Genomic DNA, 16,306 nt, shown 5'->3' on the forward strand with positions numbered 1-16,306 from the left:
GTCGTCCGTGTCCTCTTCGGCAGTGTGCAACTGATGGTACCGACAGGGCCTTTGTGCAGGCCAGCCTCTCTCAATCGCGCCGCCCCGACCAGCCCCTCAGAGAGGCCAGGACAAGGCGCCCGTAGCGGGTGGCGAAGGCCATGGCCGTGGCGGCGAACGCTGCACCGAGGGCGATCAGGAGATGGCCGGGCTTCTCGTCACCCAGCACCTGAAGGATGCTCAGTGCGGTCCCCAGCGGCAGGCCCAGGATGGTGAGGACCCCGAGAGCCCCGGCGACCTGCTGGCCGTCCTGGGTCTGTACGAGCCTGGCATAGTCGGCGGCCTCGGCGAGGATGTCCTGGAAGCGCTCGGGCAGCCGGTACTGGTCCTGATAGGCGACTAGCAGTTCATTGGCCGGGCCGTGGGCCGTCAGATGCTGGCGCCAGTAGGTGCTGCGGAAACCGGCGATGTCCAGTTCCAGCGCGGCCACACGCCGGCCGAGTCCGGGACCGTCGAAGACGGCGGAGAGCCCGTCGGTGAGTTCGTCGATGTGGTCGCGCTGGGCGATCCCGAGAAGCATGGCATCGAGGTAGACCGAGCGGACGTGCAAGGCCGCGAAGTCGTAGAAGTCGCCGTCGCCCCGGTCCGGGCGATGGCCGAGGAACGCCGCGCCGTGTCTGAGTACGAGCGCGCTCCAGTCGGCGGAGATCCGTACGGCGTGTGCGGTCTGGTCCCGCAACTGCTCAGGAGGCGTGGGGAAGTCGGCCTCGTTCGAGCGGGAGGCGAGAGACCAGAGCCAGCGCTCAGCGGTGGCCGGGAGCGCGTCCTCGCCACGGAGTACGGCCGTGTGCGCCGGTCCGGGGGTGAGAAAAGCGACCGTATAGGCGTGCGCGGCTGCGAACGGGGCCGCGGTGGTCCTGGCCTCCGCGATGCCGTCCAGCAGCGCCTCGGGGGCTATCGGTCCGGTGAGCGGGTCGAGTTCCGCCGATTCCCGTCGGCCGATGGCCCGGAGTACATCGAGGAGCACTGGTCCTTCGACGGTGAAGTGCAGGACTGCCAGGGCATGTTGATGATCCTGTGCGGTGGCGATGTGCAGGAGCTCCATGCCGTGCAGTCGCAGAGGACCGTGTGTGACGTCGGCAATCCGGTGCCAGCGGCAGGGCCGGTCCGGCGTTCCATACAACGCCCGCCCGGCCGCCTGGGTGAAGTAGGTCTGCCGGGTCGCCACATCGGTCCGGTGGTGACCAAGCTCGAAGGGTAAGGGACCCTCCTGCCACCCGGGCGCTGCCGGGAGCCGGACCGGCAGGATGACGGTAAGCGCCTGGCGCACGCCGGCGACGGAACCCATCTCGGTCACCGGTGTCCCGCCTCCGCACCACGACCAAGAACCTGGCCACAAGCCTTCTGTTCCTGCACCGGCACCCCCGCTTCCCCCGAATACTGCGCGACGCTGGGACAGGTTACCGGGCGCCCACCTCGCCCTGTGTACCGAACTCGATCAACAACGCTCCCACGCGATCGTCGACGACATTGTCGTGTATGCCACCTGCCGAGCCGAGCCCCGCACCAACGAGTTGGGGGCGCTCTCGTCGACCACCGCCCGTATGTCGCCGCCATCGTGGCGGGAGAGGATGCTGGTGTGGCTACCGATACGGCCTGAGGTCCCGCTCCAGTAGACCTACGCCGAGGTGACGGGCGGGTTCTGGGCCAGCGGACCGTAGCCGTTTCAGACCGACGAGAAGGTTCACGGTCTCTCTGCGGTGGCCAGGTCGTTGAACGCCGGGTTGTAGACCTTGCTCTTCGTCGCCTGCGACGGGCTGGACGTGCCCTGGACGGGAGACTCGAGTCCGTTCCCGGTCGAAGCGGGAGCGTCCTGAGCAAGGCGGAGGGGAAAGCTTGCCTCAAGCGGCCACTTCCCCGCCTATGAACACACCACGCCTGGGCATCCCGGGGCGTTGGCATGCGAATGCTCCGCCCGGTTCAGGGCGCCCTGAACGGCTCCGGGAAGCGCGGAGCGAGCCACGCCCTGCGGCCCCGGGCGAGAATGCGGCCCGAGGCGATGGCGGCCACCGGGTTGCGGCGGCCCAGCGCCATCAGGAAGAACGTGACCCGCTCGATGTGGATCGTGCAGTCAACGAGCTGATGGCCGACATCGCGGCAGGCCAGGAACGTAGCTACGGCGACGGCACACCACAGAGCCTCGCAGGGGCGAACGAACGCGCGCTCGCCGCGTTCGACGAGCGCATGCCCTCCCCAGATAGCAGCGGTCGAGCACGGTGACGACCTGGCCGCGCCAGTCCACCACCGCTCGCAGGGTGCTGATGGACGCGCTGCGGGACGTGGCGTCGGGGAGGGCGTCCACCAGGTCGGCGGCGTCCTGGCCGAGGTCCGTGTCGAGCAGTTTCATCAGGCGGGTGAAGAGGCCCACCTGGGCGCGCATGCCGGGCAGGCGCAGGGCGGACAGCATCAGGTCGGCGCTGGGGAGCGAGACGGCCCTGAGGACGGGGATGACGTCGGAGCCCACTCCGCCCGCGCTCACCAGGATCAGGCGGTCGGTGCGCTCGGGGAACTGGTAGGCGAACTGCATCGCCATGCCACCGCCAAGGGAGTGACCGACGAGGGTGGCGCGTTCGATGCCCAGGACTCCCAGGAGGTCGCGCATGCCGTTCGCGTAGCCCGCCACCGAGTAGTCGGCCCGCGGTTTGTCGGAGGCGCCGTGGCCCAGGAGATCGGGGGCGATGACCGTGTGTTCCGGGCCAGCCCCGGGATCAGGTTCGCCCAGGTTGCCAAGGAGTCACCGATGCCGTGGATCAGGAGGACCGCCGGACCCTCGCCCACGATCCGGTGCGCGCGACGCTAGCCGTGCACCACGTGGTGGCTCAGGCGTACATCATGGTCGCCCACCGCGTGCAGACGCTCCGCGCAGGACGCGTGCGGTCCGGGTTCCGGGGCGTCGGTCACAGGCTCGCCTCCTGTCGTGTCACCGATTCCTTCTCAGTGCTCTCTGCTCAGCGTAGAAACCTCTGCCGCACGGGGCATTTCGACCACGTTTCGGGTGGGACGCCGGGACCGGCGGTGCTTCCGAGGCCGGGGGCGACCCCCAGACGGCCATGGGGGTAACCCCCCAGCGAAGTCGGGGATAAACCCGTTCGCTCGGGTGACGACCGGTCCGTAGGTTCTGGGGTGGAATCGAAGCATCGCTTCACACAACCTCCGGAGGACTCCCGTGACCGCCCCCTCGCACCGGCCGACGCGTGCCACTCACCCGGCTCTCGCGGCTTTCGTGCGCTTCGTCGTATGCGGCGGCGGTGTCGGGCTCGCCTCCAGCGGGGTGCTCGTCCTGCTCAACGACCGGATGCCGATGGCCCTCGCCAACGCGCTGGTCACGGTCGTCTCCACGCTGATCGCGACCGAGTTACACAGCCGGGTCTCGTTCCGGAGCGGGCGGAGCGGCTGGGGGGTCCACCTCCAGTCAGGGCTGACGGTGGCCGTGAGCTATGCGTTCACCACGGGGGCGCTGCTGTGTCTGTACGCCGTGCGGCCCGAACCGTCGGCCCTGGTCGAGCAGACCGTCTATCTGTCGGCTTCGGCGCTGGCGGGTGTCGGGCGGTTCGCTCTTCTGCGGGTCGTCGTCTTCGCCGAGCGGGCGACGGCCGGTGATGCCGCACTGGGCAAGGCGTCGGTGGCGATGGCCGCCTGACGTGCCGTGCGGGCCCCTGGACGGCGCCCCGACCGCCGGGCGGGGCTTGGTGCGCGCGGCGCGGGGCGGGCGGTCGCGCCCCATGCGTGGACGCACCTTCGTACGAGGTGCGCGGCCCGTTCCGTCACTGATGCCGACGCCCCCGACACCGCCCCGGTCGCCCGCCGGACGGTTTTCGCTGGTTGACTGTCGTGGGCGCCCGCGCGATCGGTGCCGGCTCCCGTGAGCAGGTCGACCGGCCCCTCACGGCGGGTGCGGGTCGTTCCGCTCGCCGCTCCGTGAGAGGCACCGGCCTCAGGGGCCGTGCAGCGGTCGCGCATGCCCCGGAGATGGGCCAGGTGGTATTCGGCTCGCAGCCCGGTGAGCGTCGTGATCGCCTCGTCGATCAGGGGGAGCGCCGCGTCCGTCTCGTCGCCCTCCAGTCGCGTTTCCGCGAGGTCGGTCAGCGCGCGGGCCGTGTTGTACGTGTCGCCGAGCGCCCGGAAGCGGTCGATCGCCCTGCTCAGAGTCTCGGCGGCCGCCTCGCGTCCACCCGAGGCCGCGCGGGGCCCGCCCCCGCGGTGACGCTCCAACAGGACCCGTGCGCGCGGGAGATCGGCGGCTCCCTCGTCGTGCGCGTCCATCGCGTCCAGGATGGTTCCGGCCTCGTCGAAGCACGCGTACGCCTACGGGTGGCGCCACTGCCGCAGGCGCAGCAGTCCCAGGAATTCGACGGCTGAGGGCGGCGAGCCGCGGATCGCCGCTCACGCGCTCGTGCACCAGGCGGGCCACCTCGTCGACTTCGTCCCGCGCCCCGGGGGCGGGCACTTCGCGCCCCGCGATTCTCCGGACGAAGCCGCCGGTCGACTCCCAGGCCCACTTTCCGGCCTCGTTGGCCATGCCTGAGCCGACCGCGCCGAGCACCGCCGTGATGGCGGCCAGCGACATGGATTCCAGCATGTGGCGCTCCCCGTTCCCGGCGCTCCGCGCGATGCGCCCTCCCCGGCACCGACGCTGTCACCGTGCGGATCAACGGTAGCGGCAGGCGGGGCGGGCGCGTGGCGGCTCAACCTCCCTGGCCTGGTATGTCCGTCGTGTCAGTGGCGCCGTCTACTGTTCTTGGCAGGGCGTCGGAACATCGAGGAGCAGGGAGCGAGCAGTGGCGACGACACACCGGGTCCCGGCCGAGATGTTCCGGTTCACCATGGGCGACAGGGCCCCGCTGTACTCGGCGATCCTCCAGACCTTCGGCGATGCCAACGAGCGGCTGGTGACGGCGCTGGGGCTGGACGAGGTCCGTGAGCAGCTGCGGGGTGTCGGGTGGTTCGGCGCGTTGACGGACGACGATCTCACGGGCGCTCTGAAGCAGCTCCGGGAGTGGGAGTTGCTGGACGTCATCCAGAACCACGCGGAGAACTACCGCACGGCGGAGGAGTACGAGCGGCGGAATCTCCAGTATTCGCTGACGCGGCGCGGGGAGGCCGCCTTCGCGGGGGTGCAGCACGCCCTCTCCGTGCTGGTGTCGACCGGGGCGCTTCAGACCGCCGTGCTCGACGCGATCGCGGACCGGCTGGCGGAGCTGGACCGGCTGGCGCAGGACGCGACCACCGGGGACCGGCGGATCTTCAGCACCCTTCAGGAGTTGGAGGGGCACCTGGACGCCCTCCGGGGGAACACCAAGCAGTTCAACGGGGAGCTTCAGCGGCTGCTGCGGACCGACGGTGCCGAGCTGTCCACCTTCCATGAGGTGAAGGGGGCCACGGTCGCCTACCTCCAGGAGTTCCTCACCAACCTCGATCAACGGGCCCACGCGGTCTCGGCCGCCGTCGCCCGGGTCGAGGAGCACGGCCCGCGGACGCTGTGGGAGCGGGCGCTGCGCGGGGCCGAGCTGCCGCCGGCCGGCGGGGACGATCCGGCACCCGCGTGGCTGGCACGCCGGCAGGCCCGCTGGGACGGGTTGCGCGCCTGGTTCCTGCCCGCCGACGGCTCGCCCCCGCGGGTGGAGCATCTGCACCATGTGGCGCGCCGCGCCATCGTCACTCTGCTCCAGGTGCTGGACCGGATCACCGAGTCACGGCGCCGGTCTACCGGCGCCGTGCAGGATTTCCGGGAGCTGGCCCGGTGGTTCGCCGCCGCACCCGGCGACGACGATCTGCATCGGCTGTGGGCGACCGCCTTCGGGCTCGGCCCCTCACGCCACGCGCATCTCGCCCATGCCGACCCGGAGCTCGTCGCCGCCACCGAGAGCTGGCACGACGCCCCGCCCGTGGAGGTCTCCGCGCTGTTGCGCACCAGTGGGCGTACGGAACGGTTCACCCGCACCGGGCGGGTGCGGGACGTGGCCGCGCTGAAGGCGGAGCGGGCCGAGCGGGCGCGGGTGGAGCGGGCCGAGCTGGAAGCCGCGTGGAGTCTGCTGCGTACGGAATCCCCCGTGCGCCTCTCCCATTTCGGGGCGCTCGACCACGAGGTGTTCGAGCGGCTCCTCGATCTGCTGGGACGGGCGCTGGCGGTGCGTCCGGACACGACGGGCGTGCGGCGCGCCGTGACCGGGGACGGACGGGTCGAGGTGGTGCTGCGGCCACCCGCCGACGCGCAGGGACAGCCCGCTGTCCTGCGGACTGCGCGGGGCACGCTGAGCTGTCCGGACTACGTCATCGAGGTGCACACGGCGGGTGCTTCCGGAGTCCCGGTGCCCAGGGAACGGGAGGCGGCGGCCGGATGAGTAATTTCGCCAATCAACTGGTGGTGGCCGAGCGGGAGGAGATGTCCCGCTGCATCCGCACGCTGCTGGTGCGCCCGCTGCTCACCGAGCGCGCCGACCCGGTGGTGTTCGACCTCGTGCGCCGCCGCCGGGACCCGCTGACGCACTGGTTCGACTACCACTGCGGCTGGACGCTGGCCGTCGAGCCCCGTCTCGGGTACGCCCGGCTGCTGAAGGTGAACGTGGCCGCCGACGCGTCCCGTCCGGCCCGGCGGACCCGGGCGGGCCGCGCCCCGTTCGACCGGCGGCGTTACGTCCTGTTGTGCCTCACCGCGGCCGAGCTGCTCTCCGTGCCGGTCACCACGATCGGGCTGCTGGCCGACCGGGTCGTGCAGGCGGCATCGGCGGACGAGGCCCTGCCCGCCTTCGACACGGCCCAGCGGGCGGAGCGGGTCGCGTTCGTCGACGTCCTCCGGCTGCTGGAGTCGTACGGGGCGTTGCAGACCGTGGACGGGACGACGGACAGTTTCGCCGACTCGGCCGAGGCGAAGGTGCTCTACCGGGTGGACTCCAGTGTGCTGATGCGGCTGCTCGCAGCCCCGTGCGGGCCTTCCCGGCTGGCGGTGCCGGCCGCCGACGTACCGGTCGGCTTCGACGCACTGCTGGCCGGGCTCGTGCGGGAGCGGCGGTACGGGCTGCCCGGCGCCGGGGACACGGAGGACGACGCGGGGCCGGAGACACCGTTCTCGCCGGTCCAGCGCAATCTGTGGCTGCGGCATTCGGTGCTGCGGCGACTGTTCGACGAGCCGGTGCTGCACCGGGACGAGCTGTCCGAGGCCGAGCTCGGCTATCTGGCCTCGCCCACCGGCCGGCAGATCCTGCGGCGCGCCGCCGAACAGGCGGGTTTCGTGCTGGAGGAGCGGGCCGAAGGGTTCCTGCTGGTCGACCCGGACGCCATCGCCACGGACAGCCGGTTCCCCGACGACGCGAACCACGCCAAGGTCGCCGCACTGCTGCTCCTGGACGCGCTGAACGCCGCGCCCGCCGGGTGCGCGCCCGAGCAGCTGGCCGTCGAGGCCGGACGGATTCTGGACCGCTTCCCCCGCTGGGCCAAGGCCTACCGGGCGGAGGGCGGTGCGGCGGCGCTCGCCGACGATGCCGTGCAGGTCCTGGCCGACTTCCGGCTCGTACGCCGCGAGGGCGGCCGGGTCGTGCCCAGGCCCGCCGCCGCCCGCTACCGCGTCACCCGTGCCACTCTCAAGGAAGAACACCCCGCATGACGGTCACCTCACTCCCCCTCCGTGCCTCCGGCTCCCCCTCCGGGGGCCCTGGCCCCGGCGAGCGCTGGCAGCCGACCCGGGCCGGCGTGCTCAACGTGTGGCGTTATTACGACGAGGTGTTCACCTTCCACCGCGGACGCCTCCTGCTGCGCGGGCCGAACGGCACCGGAAAGTCGAAGGCGCTGGAAGTCCTGTTGCCGTTCCTCTTCGACGCGAGCCTGCGCCCCCACCGGCTGTCCACCTTCGGCGGCTCGGAACGCACCATGCACTGGAACCTCATGGGCGAGGGCGCCACGGGGCTCACCCGCGTGGGGTACGTGTGGCTGGAGTTCCGGACCGAGCGGGGCGAGGACGGCACGGAAGGCTTCCTCACCATCGGCGCGCGGCTACAGGCCGGGGAGCGGACCACGACCGTCACCACGGACTTCTTCACCAGCAGTCGACGGGTCGGCATCCCCGGCGGTATCTCCCTGGTCAACGAGTCGGGGCAGCCCCTCACCCGGGCGGCGCTCGCCTCCGAGCTGTCCGGGCACGGGGACGTGCACGCGTCGGCGTCCGACTACCGGGACACGGTGCGCCGGACCCTGTTCCCCGGCCTCAGCGAGCAGCGCTACAACGCGCTGATCACCGCGCTGCTTCAGCTGCGCACACCGAAGCTGTCCCAGCGCCTCGATCCGTCGCTGCTCTCGGAACTGCTGTCGCGCGCCCTGCCGCCGCTCGACCAGGGTGAGATCTCCGAACTGGCCGACGGGTTCGAGCGGCTGGACCGCCGCCGGGAGCATCTGGCCCGGCTGGAGGACGAGGTGCAGGCCGCGCAGGCGCTGGGCGCCCGCCAGCGCTCGTACGCCCAGCGGGTGCTGCGCGCAGGGGCCGCCGCCCTGATCTCGGCGACGACCGACATGGACAACCGGACCCGCACGGCGACGGAGAGTGAGGAGGCTCTGCGCCTCGCCGTGGCCGAGCAAGAGAAGGCCGAGGAACAACAGGACGAGACCGAGGCCCTGGGCGCCGAACTGTCCGCGCGCATCGAGGTGCTGACGGAGTCCGACGCCTACCGGGCGGGGCGGGACCTGGACCTGCTCCGTCAGCGGGCGGCGCAGGCGCACCGGGACGCGGAGGCCCGGCATCTGGCGGCCGGTGAGGCCCGGACCACCGCGGACCAGGACCAGGCCCGCCACACCCGGGCCCTGGAGGTGGCGGAGGCGCAGGCGGAGCGGGTCCGCATCGCGGAGAGCGACTCCTGGCAGGTGGCGCGGCGGGCCGGTATGTCCGCGGCCTGTACGGAGGTGAGCGGCGCGCTCGAAGCGGGCAACGCGGACCGGGCCCGGCAGATTCTGCACGGTGCGGTCCGGGGCCGGCGGAGCCAGGTGGAGGACGTACGCGAAGCGCTCGACGCGCTGCGCGCCGCCCTCGCCGAGCGCACGTCCGCCGAGGAGCGGGTGGAGGATTCCCGGGCCGGGCTCGCCGCGGCGTCCGAACGGCGTGCGGAGGCCGCGGCCCGGTATCAGCAGGCGGCCGGGACGCAGGCGGAGCGGCTGCGGAGCTGGGCCCGGCAGTGCGGGGAGCTCTCCTTCGACGAGAGCGCCCTGGAGGATCTGGCCGGCCGGGCCACCGGCGAGGCCGAGGTGCTGGCGCTGGTGGACGCCGCGGCTCGTACGATCGACCACACCCTGACCACGGCCGAGGCGACGGTCACCGCCCGCGTCGCCACGGCGCGGGCGGAGCGCGAGGCTCTGGCGGCCGAGGCGGAGCGGTTGCGCCACACCGCTGAACTGCCGCCCCCGACACCGGCGTTCCGCACCGCCGACCGTTCCCGGCTGTCCGGTGCGCCCCTGTGGAAACTGGTGGCCTTCCACGACGCGGTGCCCGCGGCCACGCGCAACGCGGTCGAAGCCGCGCTGGAGGCCAGCGGTCTGCTCGACGCGTGGGTCGCGCCGTACGGGGGCGCGTTCGCGCTGGGCCACGACACGTTCGCCGAGGCGGAGTGGGCCGAGCCGGCCCCGGGCCGCCATCTCGGGGAGGTGCTCCGGCCCGAGCCGGGGGCGCCCGTGTCGGCGGAGCGCATCGGTCAGTTGCTGAGCGGTATCGCGTACGGGGAGACGCTGCCCCCGGAGCACGGCGCCGCGATCGGTGGGGACGGTACCTGGCGGCTGGCCAGCGCCACGGGCAGCTGGGCCAAGTCGGACGTCGCCTACATCGGAGCCTCGGCGCGAGCCAGGTCCCGGGAGCGAGGCCTCGCCGGGCTGGCCGAGGCGATCGGCGCCCTGGATCACACGCTGGCCGGGCTGGAAGCGGAGCTGGCAGCGGTCGCGGCCCGCCGGGACACGCTGGAGTTCGACCGGCAGTGCCGCCCCGATCACCGTGCCGTCGCCACGGCGGAGCGCGAGCTCGACCGGGCGCAGTCCGACACCGAGGCACGGGACGACGCGGTACGGGACGCGGTCGCGCGCCTCACCAGGTGCGAGTCCGCCGCCAGGACGGCGCAGGACGGCCTCGACCATGTGGCGTCCGAGCACGGGCTGCCCGCCGACGCGCAGGCGCTGCGGGCGGTGGCGGAGACGGTCCAGGGGCTTCAGGACACCGGAAGCCAGTGGCTTCTCGCCCATGTGCAGCTGGCCTCGGAGCGGCGTACGGCCGCGGAGCTGCGGTCCCGGGCCGAGCGTTCCGGCCGGGCGGCGCAGGAACACGAGGCGGAGGCGGCCCGCGCGGCATCGACGGCGCGGGCGCTTGCCGCCCAGCTGGAGGAGATCGAGCACACCATCGGTGCCGAGTACGAGGAGACGCTCGCCCGTATCGAGGAGATGCGGGCGGCGTACCAGCGCGCACAGTCGGAGCTGCGCGCGTGCACCACCCTGCTGCGGACGCTCGAAGGCCGCATAGGCGCACTGAACAGTGAGCGCTCCGCGGCGGCGGCACGGCGCGATGCCGCGGTGACCGCGCGCGACGCCGCAGCGGACCGCTTCCGGTATCTGCTGCGGCTGGGCTTTCCCGCCGACGCGGGCGCCGAGGACGAGGTGCGGGCGGGTGAGGGGACCAAGGCCACGCTGGAGACGGCGCGCACCCTGGGGGCGCTGTGGCCGTCCGTTCCGTACGAGCCGAAGAACGTCGCGGACGCGCTCGGGCGGCTCAGCGAGACCGTCCACATGAGCCGCCAGGCGCTCGGCGAGCGGGCCGACCTGGCGATGGAGACGCATGACGACGTGCAGGTGCTCTCCGCCGCCATGGACGGCGTCCGCATGGGCGCGGCGGGCCTGCTCGCCGCGCTGACGGCGGAGCGCGACCGCAGCCGGGACGAGATCACCACCGATGAGCGCGAGCTGTTCGACCGCACGCTCACGGGGAACACCCGGCGTCATCTCGCGGCGCGTATCCGGCAGGCCAACGAGCTGGTCGACGCGATGAACGCCCGTCTGGAGCGCGTGCGTACGGCGTCCCGGGTCGCCGTGCGTCTGGTGTGGCAGGTCGATCCGGGTCTGCCCCCGGGCACCAGGGCCGCCCGCGACATGCTGCTGAAGGACCCGGTGCGGACGTCGGACGGGGACCGGGAGGCACTGCACCGTTTCTTCCGCGAACGGATCGAGGAGGCCAAGGCGTCCGACACCGCGAAGAACTGGGAGGAGCAGCTGACCCGGGTGCTGGACTACACCGCGTGGCACCAGTTCGTGGTGAAGCTGGACCGGGCCAACGGGCAGGGCTGGCAGTTGCTCACCAAGAAGCTGCACGGCGCGCTGTCCGGCGGGGAGAAGGCCATCGCGCTGCATCTGCCGCTGTTCGCGGCGGTGGCCGCGCACTACCAGGCGGTGCCGAGGGCGCCGCGGCTGATCCTGCTGGACGAGGTCTTCGTCGGTGTCGACTCCACCAACCGCGGCCAGGTCTTCGAGCTGCTGTGTTCGCTCGACCTCGATCTCATGCTCACCTCGGACCACGAGTGGTGCACGTACCGGGAGCTCGACGGCATCGCCGTGCACCAGCTGATCACCGGGGGCGGCGGCCCCGACGACGACGCGGTGACCACGGCACGCTTCGTGTGGAACGGCGCGGACCTGGTGGCGGACGAGGCACCGGCCGAAGCCGGGACGGCCGTTCCGTCGCCCCGCGAGGAGCAGCGGTGAAGCACCCTCTCGACCGTCCCGGACTGGCCCCGCTGTGGCAGGCGTTCCACACACGCCTCTCCGCCGGACAGCCGGTCACACGGGTCCGGACCGGGCCGCTGGACGAGGCCGCCCGGAGTGCGCTCGCGGACCTCCTCGGCCTCGACCGGCTCCCAGGACCGCGGCCCACGGTGACACTGGCGCGGCTCGACGAGGTCCTTCTCGACAGCTGCGGCGAGGACACCCGTACCGTGGTGGCCACCATCGTCGGCCCGCTCGGCGACCGGGCGGCCGACCGCGCCTCGGTCAGCGCCAACCGTGCCGCCCTGTGGGAGTGGTTCGCCACGCATCCGGTTGTCCTGGCGCAGCCCGCGCTCGACGCCTGGACCGCTGCGGTCCGGCGGGCCGGAGTGATCGGCGGCTCCGTCCCGGCCACCAGGCGCATACTCGGCGAAGCCCTCGGTGTCCTGGCCGAACTGCCCGCCTGCGGAGAGCCGTTGCCGGTCTTCGCCACCCGGCTGCTCAACGACTCCCACGCACTCGACGACGGCACCCGTCTCTCCTCCCTGGTGCTGCGCGCCCTGTCCACCCTCTACGGTGTGCCGGCGCCCGAGACGGCCGCGGACCGGCGCGCGCTGTGGTCGCGTGCCGGTCTCGCCGACGACGCGCTCTCCACGACGGTGCTCACCGCGGGCCTGCGGCCGACGGGCCGGGGTGCGGTGGCCGGCGCCCTGGCGGCACTCTCCGCAGCGGGTCACGCGACCCACCTCACGCTGGCCCAGCTGCGCCATTCCGGTGAGCTCCACTTCCCGCGTACGACCGTGCATCTCACGGAGAACCCCAGCATTCCGGCCCTGGCCCTTCAGCGCTTCGGACCGGCCTGCCCGCCCATGGTCTGCACCTCCGGGTGGCCGAACAGCGCGGTGGTCCTCCTGCTGGACCGTCTCGCCGAAGCCGGTGCGCCGCTGCGCCACCACGGCGACTTCGACGGAGAGGGCCTGCGCATCGCCGCCCATGTCCTCGCCCGGAGCACTGCCACGCTCTGGCGCATGTCCACCGCCGACTTCGTCGCCGCGCACACCCGTGTGCCCTCGGGCCCCGCCGTCGGCCGGATCACCGACGCCCCCTGGGACGCCGAGCTGGCTCCGGCCCTCGCCGCACGGGGGACGGCCGTCCTGGAGGAGCACGTGGCCGAGGAACTGCTGGCCGACCTCGGCGCGGTTGTGCGCGGATCGACAGATCGGGTCCACCCGAGGTCTACCCGCAAGTAACTCCCGCTGATTTGATGTGTGTCGCCGGTTCACCCCCCTCAGCAGAACCTGGAGACCCTCATGCCGCACTCCTCGCTCCGCCGCCTCTCGGGCGTGACGCTGTCCGCCGCACTCGCCGCGGTCACGCTCACCGTCGGTGCTCCTCCCGCCTCCGCCGCCGAGACGCCCTCACTGCGCGTGCTCTCCTACAACGCCTTTCTCTTCAGCACGAGCCTCTATCCGAACTGGGGTCAGAGTCACCGGGCCGCGGAGATACCGAAGGCGGCGTTCTTCCGCGGCAATGATGTCGTCGTGATCCAGGAGGCGTTCGACAACGCGACCTCCGACGCACTCCTGCGGAACGCCTCCGCCGAGTACCCGTACCGCACTCCGGTGGTGGGCCGCAGCACGAGCGGCTGGGACGCGACGGGTGGCGCCTACTCCTCCACGACTCCGGAGGACGGCGGCGTCGCCGTGCTGAGCAAGTGGCCGGTCATCCGCAAGGAGCAGCACATCTTCAAGGACGCCTGCGGCGCCGACTGGTGGTCCAACAAGGGCTTCGCCTATGCCGTGCTGAACGTCGACGGTGCCCGCGTCCATGTGGTGGGAACCCACGCGCAGTCGACCGACCCCGGCTGCAAGGCCGGTGAGGCGGCCCAGAAGCGCAGTCTGCAGTTCAAGCAGATCGACGCGTTCCTCGACGCGAAGAACATCCCGGCGTCCGAACAGGTCATCGTGGCAGGTGACCTAAACGTCGACTCGCACTCCTCCGAGTACGCGTCCCTCCTCGCCGACGCCGGTCTCGCCGGAGCGGACGCCCGGACGGGCCACCTCTACTCCTTCGACACCCAGGACAACTCGATCGCCGCCGAGCGCTACCCGGACGACCCGCGCGAGGACCTCGACCACGTCCTGCACCGTGCCGGACACGTGAAGCCGTCCGGCTGGACGAACGAAGTGATCAAGGAGCAGAGCGCCCCCTGGACGGTGTCCAGCTGGGGTACCTCGTACACGTACACGAACCTCTCGGATCACTACCCGGTGGTCGCGTCCGGGCAGTGACACCCCCCGGCAGCCCCTGTCCGCCGACGCCGTTGTCCGCCCTGAGCCGCACGTAAGGAACCTCTCCATGGGCCCCGCTCCCCCGCCGTTCCGGCTCCTGCCGGGAGCGGCCGCCTCGCCGGTGCTGCTCCACGTACCGCACGCGTCCCGCTTCGTGCCCGCGGAGGTGCGTACGGGGATCGTGCTGGACGACGGGGCCCTGGAGCAGGAGATCGACCACATCACCGACTCCCACACCGCCGAACTGGCGGCGCGGGCGGCGACGGCCGCTCCGGTGATGCCCTGGAGGTTCGTCAACGGACTGTCGAGGCTCGTGATCGATCCCGAACGGTTCCCGGACGAGCGCGAGGAGATGCTGGCCGTCGGCATGGGCGCCGTCTATACGCACACCACGCATCGCGAGCGCCTGCGCGCCCGGGACGTCGACCCCCAGCCGCTGATCGAACGCTACTTCCGCCCGTACGCGGCGGCGATGACCGCGGCCGTCGACGAACGGCTCGCCGCCACCGGGCGTGCCGTCGTCGTCGACGTCCACTCCTATCCCACCGCCCCGCTGCCCTACGAACTGCACGGCACGGGACCGCGTCCGCCCGTCTGTCTGGGCACCGACGCCTTCCACACGCCGCCCGCGCTGCTGGCCGAGGCCGAGAAGGCGTTCGCCGGGTTCGGCGGGACGGGGTTGAACAGCCCCTTCCCCGGTACGTATGTGCCGCTGAAGCACTACGGCAAGGACCCGCGCGTCACCGCGCTGATGATCGAGATCCGGCGCGACGTCTATATGCGCGAGCCAGGGGGCCCGGCCGGTTCCGGCCTGACCACCCTGGCCGCGGCGCTGGCCGCCCTGGTGGGTGCGCTGTCCCGGGGCGACGGTCAGGCGGAGCGGGTATGAGACACGTTCACCGGAGTCAGAAGAAGACACCGCAGCGCAACAGCACGTTGGCGTAGGGCCGGGCCTCCCCGGTCCGCACGACGAGCCGGGCGTCCGCGGAACGTGCCTTCAGCTCGTCGTGCGGGATGAACGCGATGTCCGGGAGCCGTTCGTCCAGGAGGCGCGCGGCCCCCGGATTGGCCTCCCGTACCTCGTACGCGGCCGTCGCGCCCTCCACCACGAGTTCGGCCAGCAGCCCGTCGAGCACCTCGGCGAACGACGGAACCCCGGCCCGGAACGCCAGGTCGACGACCCGGGGGCCGTCCGGAATCGGCATGCCTACGTCACAGACCAGGACTCCGTCGCCGTGGCCCAACTCGGCCAGCGCGCCCGACAGATGGCGGTTGAGAATGCCTGACTTCTTCACAGTGCGGAGACCTCGTCGGCAGTCGGGAAGGAGTCCTGCGCACCCTTGCGGGTGACTGCGGCGGCGCCCACCCGGACGGCGAACTCCGCGGCCTTCACCAGCTCTTCGCCCTGGCCGAGCCGCCAGGCAAGCGCGGCGGTGAAGGCGTCACCGGCCCCGGTGGTGTCCACGGCGTCGGCCTTCGGGCTCGGTACGCGTACGAGGTCATCCGTACGGCTGTCGGCGACGAGTGCGCCCGCCGCCCCCAGCGTGACCACGACCGACCTCGGGCCGAGCGCGAGCAGTGCCCGCGCCCGGTCCTCCGGTGTGTGCCCCGCCGTGTCGCCCAGGATGAACAGGGCCTCGTGCTCGTTCAGGACCAGAGGATCGCAGACCGCGAGCACCTGATCGGGCAGGGGCGCGGGCGGCGAGGGGTTGAGTACGAGCCGGGTGTCCGAGGGCAGCGTACGAGCCACCTCCGCCACGGTCTCCAGCGGAATCTCCAGCTGTACGGAGACGACCCGCGCCGCGGCCAGCAGCGACCCGGCGGCCCGGACGTCCTGCGGTGTCAGCCGGGCGTTGGCCCCGGGCGACACCACGATGCTGTTGTCGCCCGAGGGGTCCACCGTGATCAGTGCGACCCCGGTGGGCGCCCCGCCGACGAGGACGCCTGAGGTGTCGACGCCCGCGGCACGCTGTGATTCCAGCAGCAGCCGGCCGTGGGCGTCGTCGCCGACCCGGGCCAGCAGGGCGGTGCCGGCGCCCAGGCGGGCGGCGGCGACCGCCTGGTTCGCCCCCTTGCCGCCCGGGTGGACGGCCAGATCGGAGCCGAGCACCGTCTCGCCCGGTGCGGGGCGGCGCTCGACGCCGATCACCAGGTCGGCGTTGGCCGATCCCACGACCAACAGGTCGTACCGGTCGTGGTCGTGGCCGTACTCGTGCATCTCTCCCGCTTTCCGTGCTTCCGTGCTTTCCGTGGTCACTCCGTTG

The 16,306-nt window shown here is 72.3% G+C and carries 11 protein-coding genes and 1 pseudogene; 8 read left to right on the forward strand and 4 right to left on the reverse strand.

The genetic code is table 11. The features are described from left to right. Positions 1-70: 70 nt before the first annotated feature. Both AC07FA_RS08885 and AC07FA_RS08890 read right to left on the reverse strand, forming a co-directional pair. Positions 71-1,084, reverse strand: a complete 1,014-nt coding sequence (locus AC07FA_RS08885; RefSeq protein WP_479074106.1) for a hypothetical protein — start codon at positions 1,082-1,084, stop codon at positions 71-73. A gap of 1,149 nt (positions 1,085-2,233) precedes the next feature. After that, positions 2,234-2,892 (reverse strand): annotated as a pseudogene (locus tag AC07FA_RS08890) (alpha/beta fold hydrolase); the annotation flags it as partial. 313 nt (positions 2,893-3,205) lie between these two features. On the opposite strand from AC07FA_RS08890, the gene AC07FA_RS08895 reads away from it, so the two are divergent. The 8 genes from AC07FA_RS08895 to AC07FA_RS08930 all read left to right on the forward strand — a co-directional run bounded on the left by AC07FA_RS08895 (position 3,206) and on the right by AC07FA_RS08930 (position 14,931). Beyond that, positions 3,206-3,679 carry a GtrA domain-containing protein gene (locus tag AC07FA_RS08895; RefSeq protein WP_479074108.1) on the forward strand — a complete coding sequence of 158 codons (474 nt, stop codon included), beginning with the start codon at positions 3,206-3,208 and terminating at the stop codon, positions 3,677-3,679. A gap of 329 nt (positions 3,680-4,008) precedes the next feature. Continuing rightward, positions 4,009-4,398, forward strand: coding sequence for a hypothetical protein (locus AC07FA_RS08900; protein ID WP_479074110.1), 390 nt, complete (start codon positions 4,009-4,011; stop codon positions 4,396-4,398). A gap of 449 nt (positions 4,399-4,847) precedes the next feature. Then, positions 4,848-6,380 carry a TIGR02677 family protein gene (locus AC07FA_RS08905; protein WP_479074267.1) on the forward strand — a complete coding sequence of 511 codons (1,533 nt, stop codon included), beginning with the start codon at positions 4,848-4,850 and terminating at the stop codon, positions 6,378-6,380. Then, complete coding sequence (locus AC07FA_RS08910) at positions 6,377-7,639, forward strand: TIGR02678 family protein (protein ID WP_479074111.1); 1,263 nt, start codon at positions 6,377-6,379, stop codon at positions 7,637-7,639. The genes AC07FA_RS08905 and AC07FA_RS08910 overlap by 4 nt, the downstream gene beginning before the upstream one ends. Continuing rightward, entirely contained in the window at positions 7,636-11,751 is a 4,116-nt protein-coding gene (locus AC07FA_RS08915) for a TIGR02680 family protein (RefSeq protein ID WP_479074112.1), read from the forward strand. Before AC07FA_RS08910 ends, AC07FA_RS08915 begins: the two co-directional genes overlap by 4 nt. Then, entirely contained in the window at positions 11,748-13,001 is a 1,254-nt protein-coding gene (locus AC07FA_RS08920; RefSeq protein WP_479074113.1) for a TIGR02679 family protein, read from the forward strand. Before AC07FA_RS08915 ends, AC07FA_RS08920 begins: the two co-directional genes overlap by 4 nt. A 60-nt stretch (positions 13,002-13,061) precedes the next feature. After that, positions 13,062-14,042, forward strand: a complete 981-nt coding sequence (gene sph / locus AC07FA_RS08925; protein WP_479074115.1) for a sphingomyelin phosphodiesterase — start codon at positions 13,062-13,064, stop codon at positions 14,040-14,042. A 67-nt stretch (positions 14,043-14,109) separates the two neighbouring features. Continuing rightward, complete coding sequence (locus AC07FA_RS08930) at positions 14,110-14,931, forward strand: N-formylglutamate amidohydrolase (protein ID WP_479074116.1); 822 nt, start codon at positions 14,110-14,112, stop codon at positions 14,929-14,931. Between the two features lie 16 nt (positions 14,932-14,947). Here AC07FA_RS08930 and rbsD read toward each other — a convergent pair whose 3' ends face one another. Beyond that, positions 14,948-15,337, reverse strand: coding sequence for a D-ribose pyranase (gene rbsD, locus AC07FA_RS08935; protein ID WP_479074118.1), 390 nt, complete (start codon positions 15,335-15,337; stop codon positions 14,948-14,950). After that, on the reverse strand, positions 15,334-16,260 hold the full coding sequence (locus tag AC07FA_RS08940; protein WP_479074268.1) for a ribokinase: 927 nt from the start codon (positions 16,258-16,260) through the stop codon (positions 15,334-15,336). The genes rbsD and AC07FA_RS08940 overlap by 4 nt, the downstream gene beginning before the upstream one ends. Positions 16,261-16,306: the final 46 nt, after the last annotated feature.

It is taken from the genome of Streptomyces sp. NPDC045968, from assembly GCF_056430475.1.

Excerpts from the sequence above, each read along its gene's own strand:
- AC07FA_RS08885 (WP_479074106.1), bottom strand. The coding sequence starts at position 1,084 with ATGGAGCTCCTGCACATCGCCACCGCACAGGATCATCAACATGCCCTG.
- AC07FA_RS08900 (WP_479074110.1), top strand. The coding sequence starts at position 4,009 with ATGGGCCAGGTGGTATTCGGCTCGCAGCCCGGTGAGCGTCGTGATCGC.
- AC07FA_RS08905 (WP_479074267.1), top strand. The coding sequence starts at position 4,848 with ATGTTCCGGTTCACCATGGGCGACAGGGCCCCGCTGTACTCGGCGATC.
- AC07FA_RS08910 (WP_479074111.1), top strand. The coding sequence starts at position 6,377 with ATGAGTAATTTCGCCAATCAACTGGTGGTGGCCGAGCGGGAGGAGATG.
- AC07FA_RS08915 (WP_479074112.1), top strand. The coding sequence starts at position 7,636 with ATGACGGTCACCTCACTCCCCCTCCGTGCCTCCGGCTCCCCCTCCGGG.
- sph (WP_479074115.1), top strand. The coding sequence starts at position 13,062 with ATGCCGCACTCCTCGCTCCGCCGCCTCTCGGGCGTGACGCTGTCCGCC.
- AC07FA_RS08930 (WP_479074116.1), top strand. The coding sequence starts at position 14,110 with ATGGGCCCCGCTCCCCCGCCGTTCCGGCTCCTGCCGGGAGCGGCCGCC.
- AC07FA_RS08940 (WP_479074268.1), bottom strand. The coding sequence starts at position 16,260 with ATGCACGAGTACGGCCACGACCACGACCGGTACGACCTGTTGGTCGTG.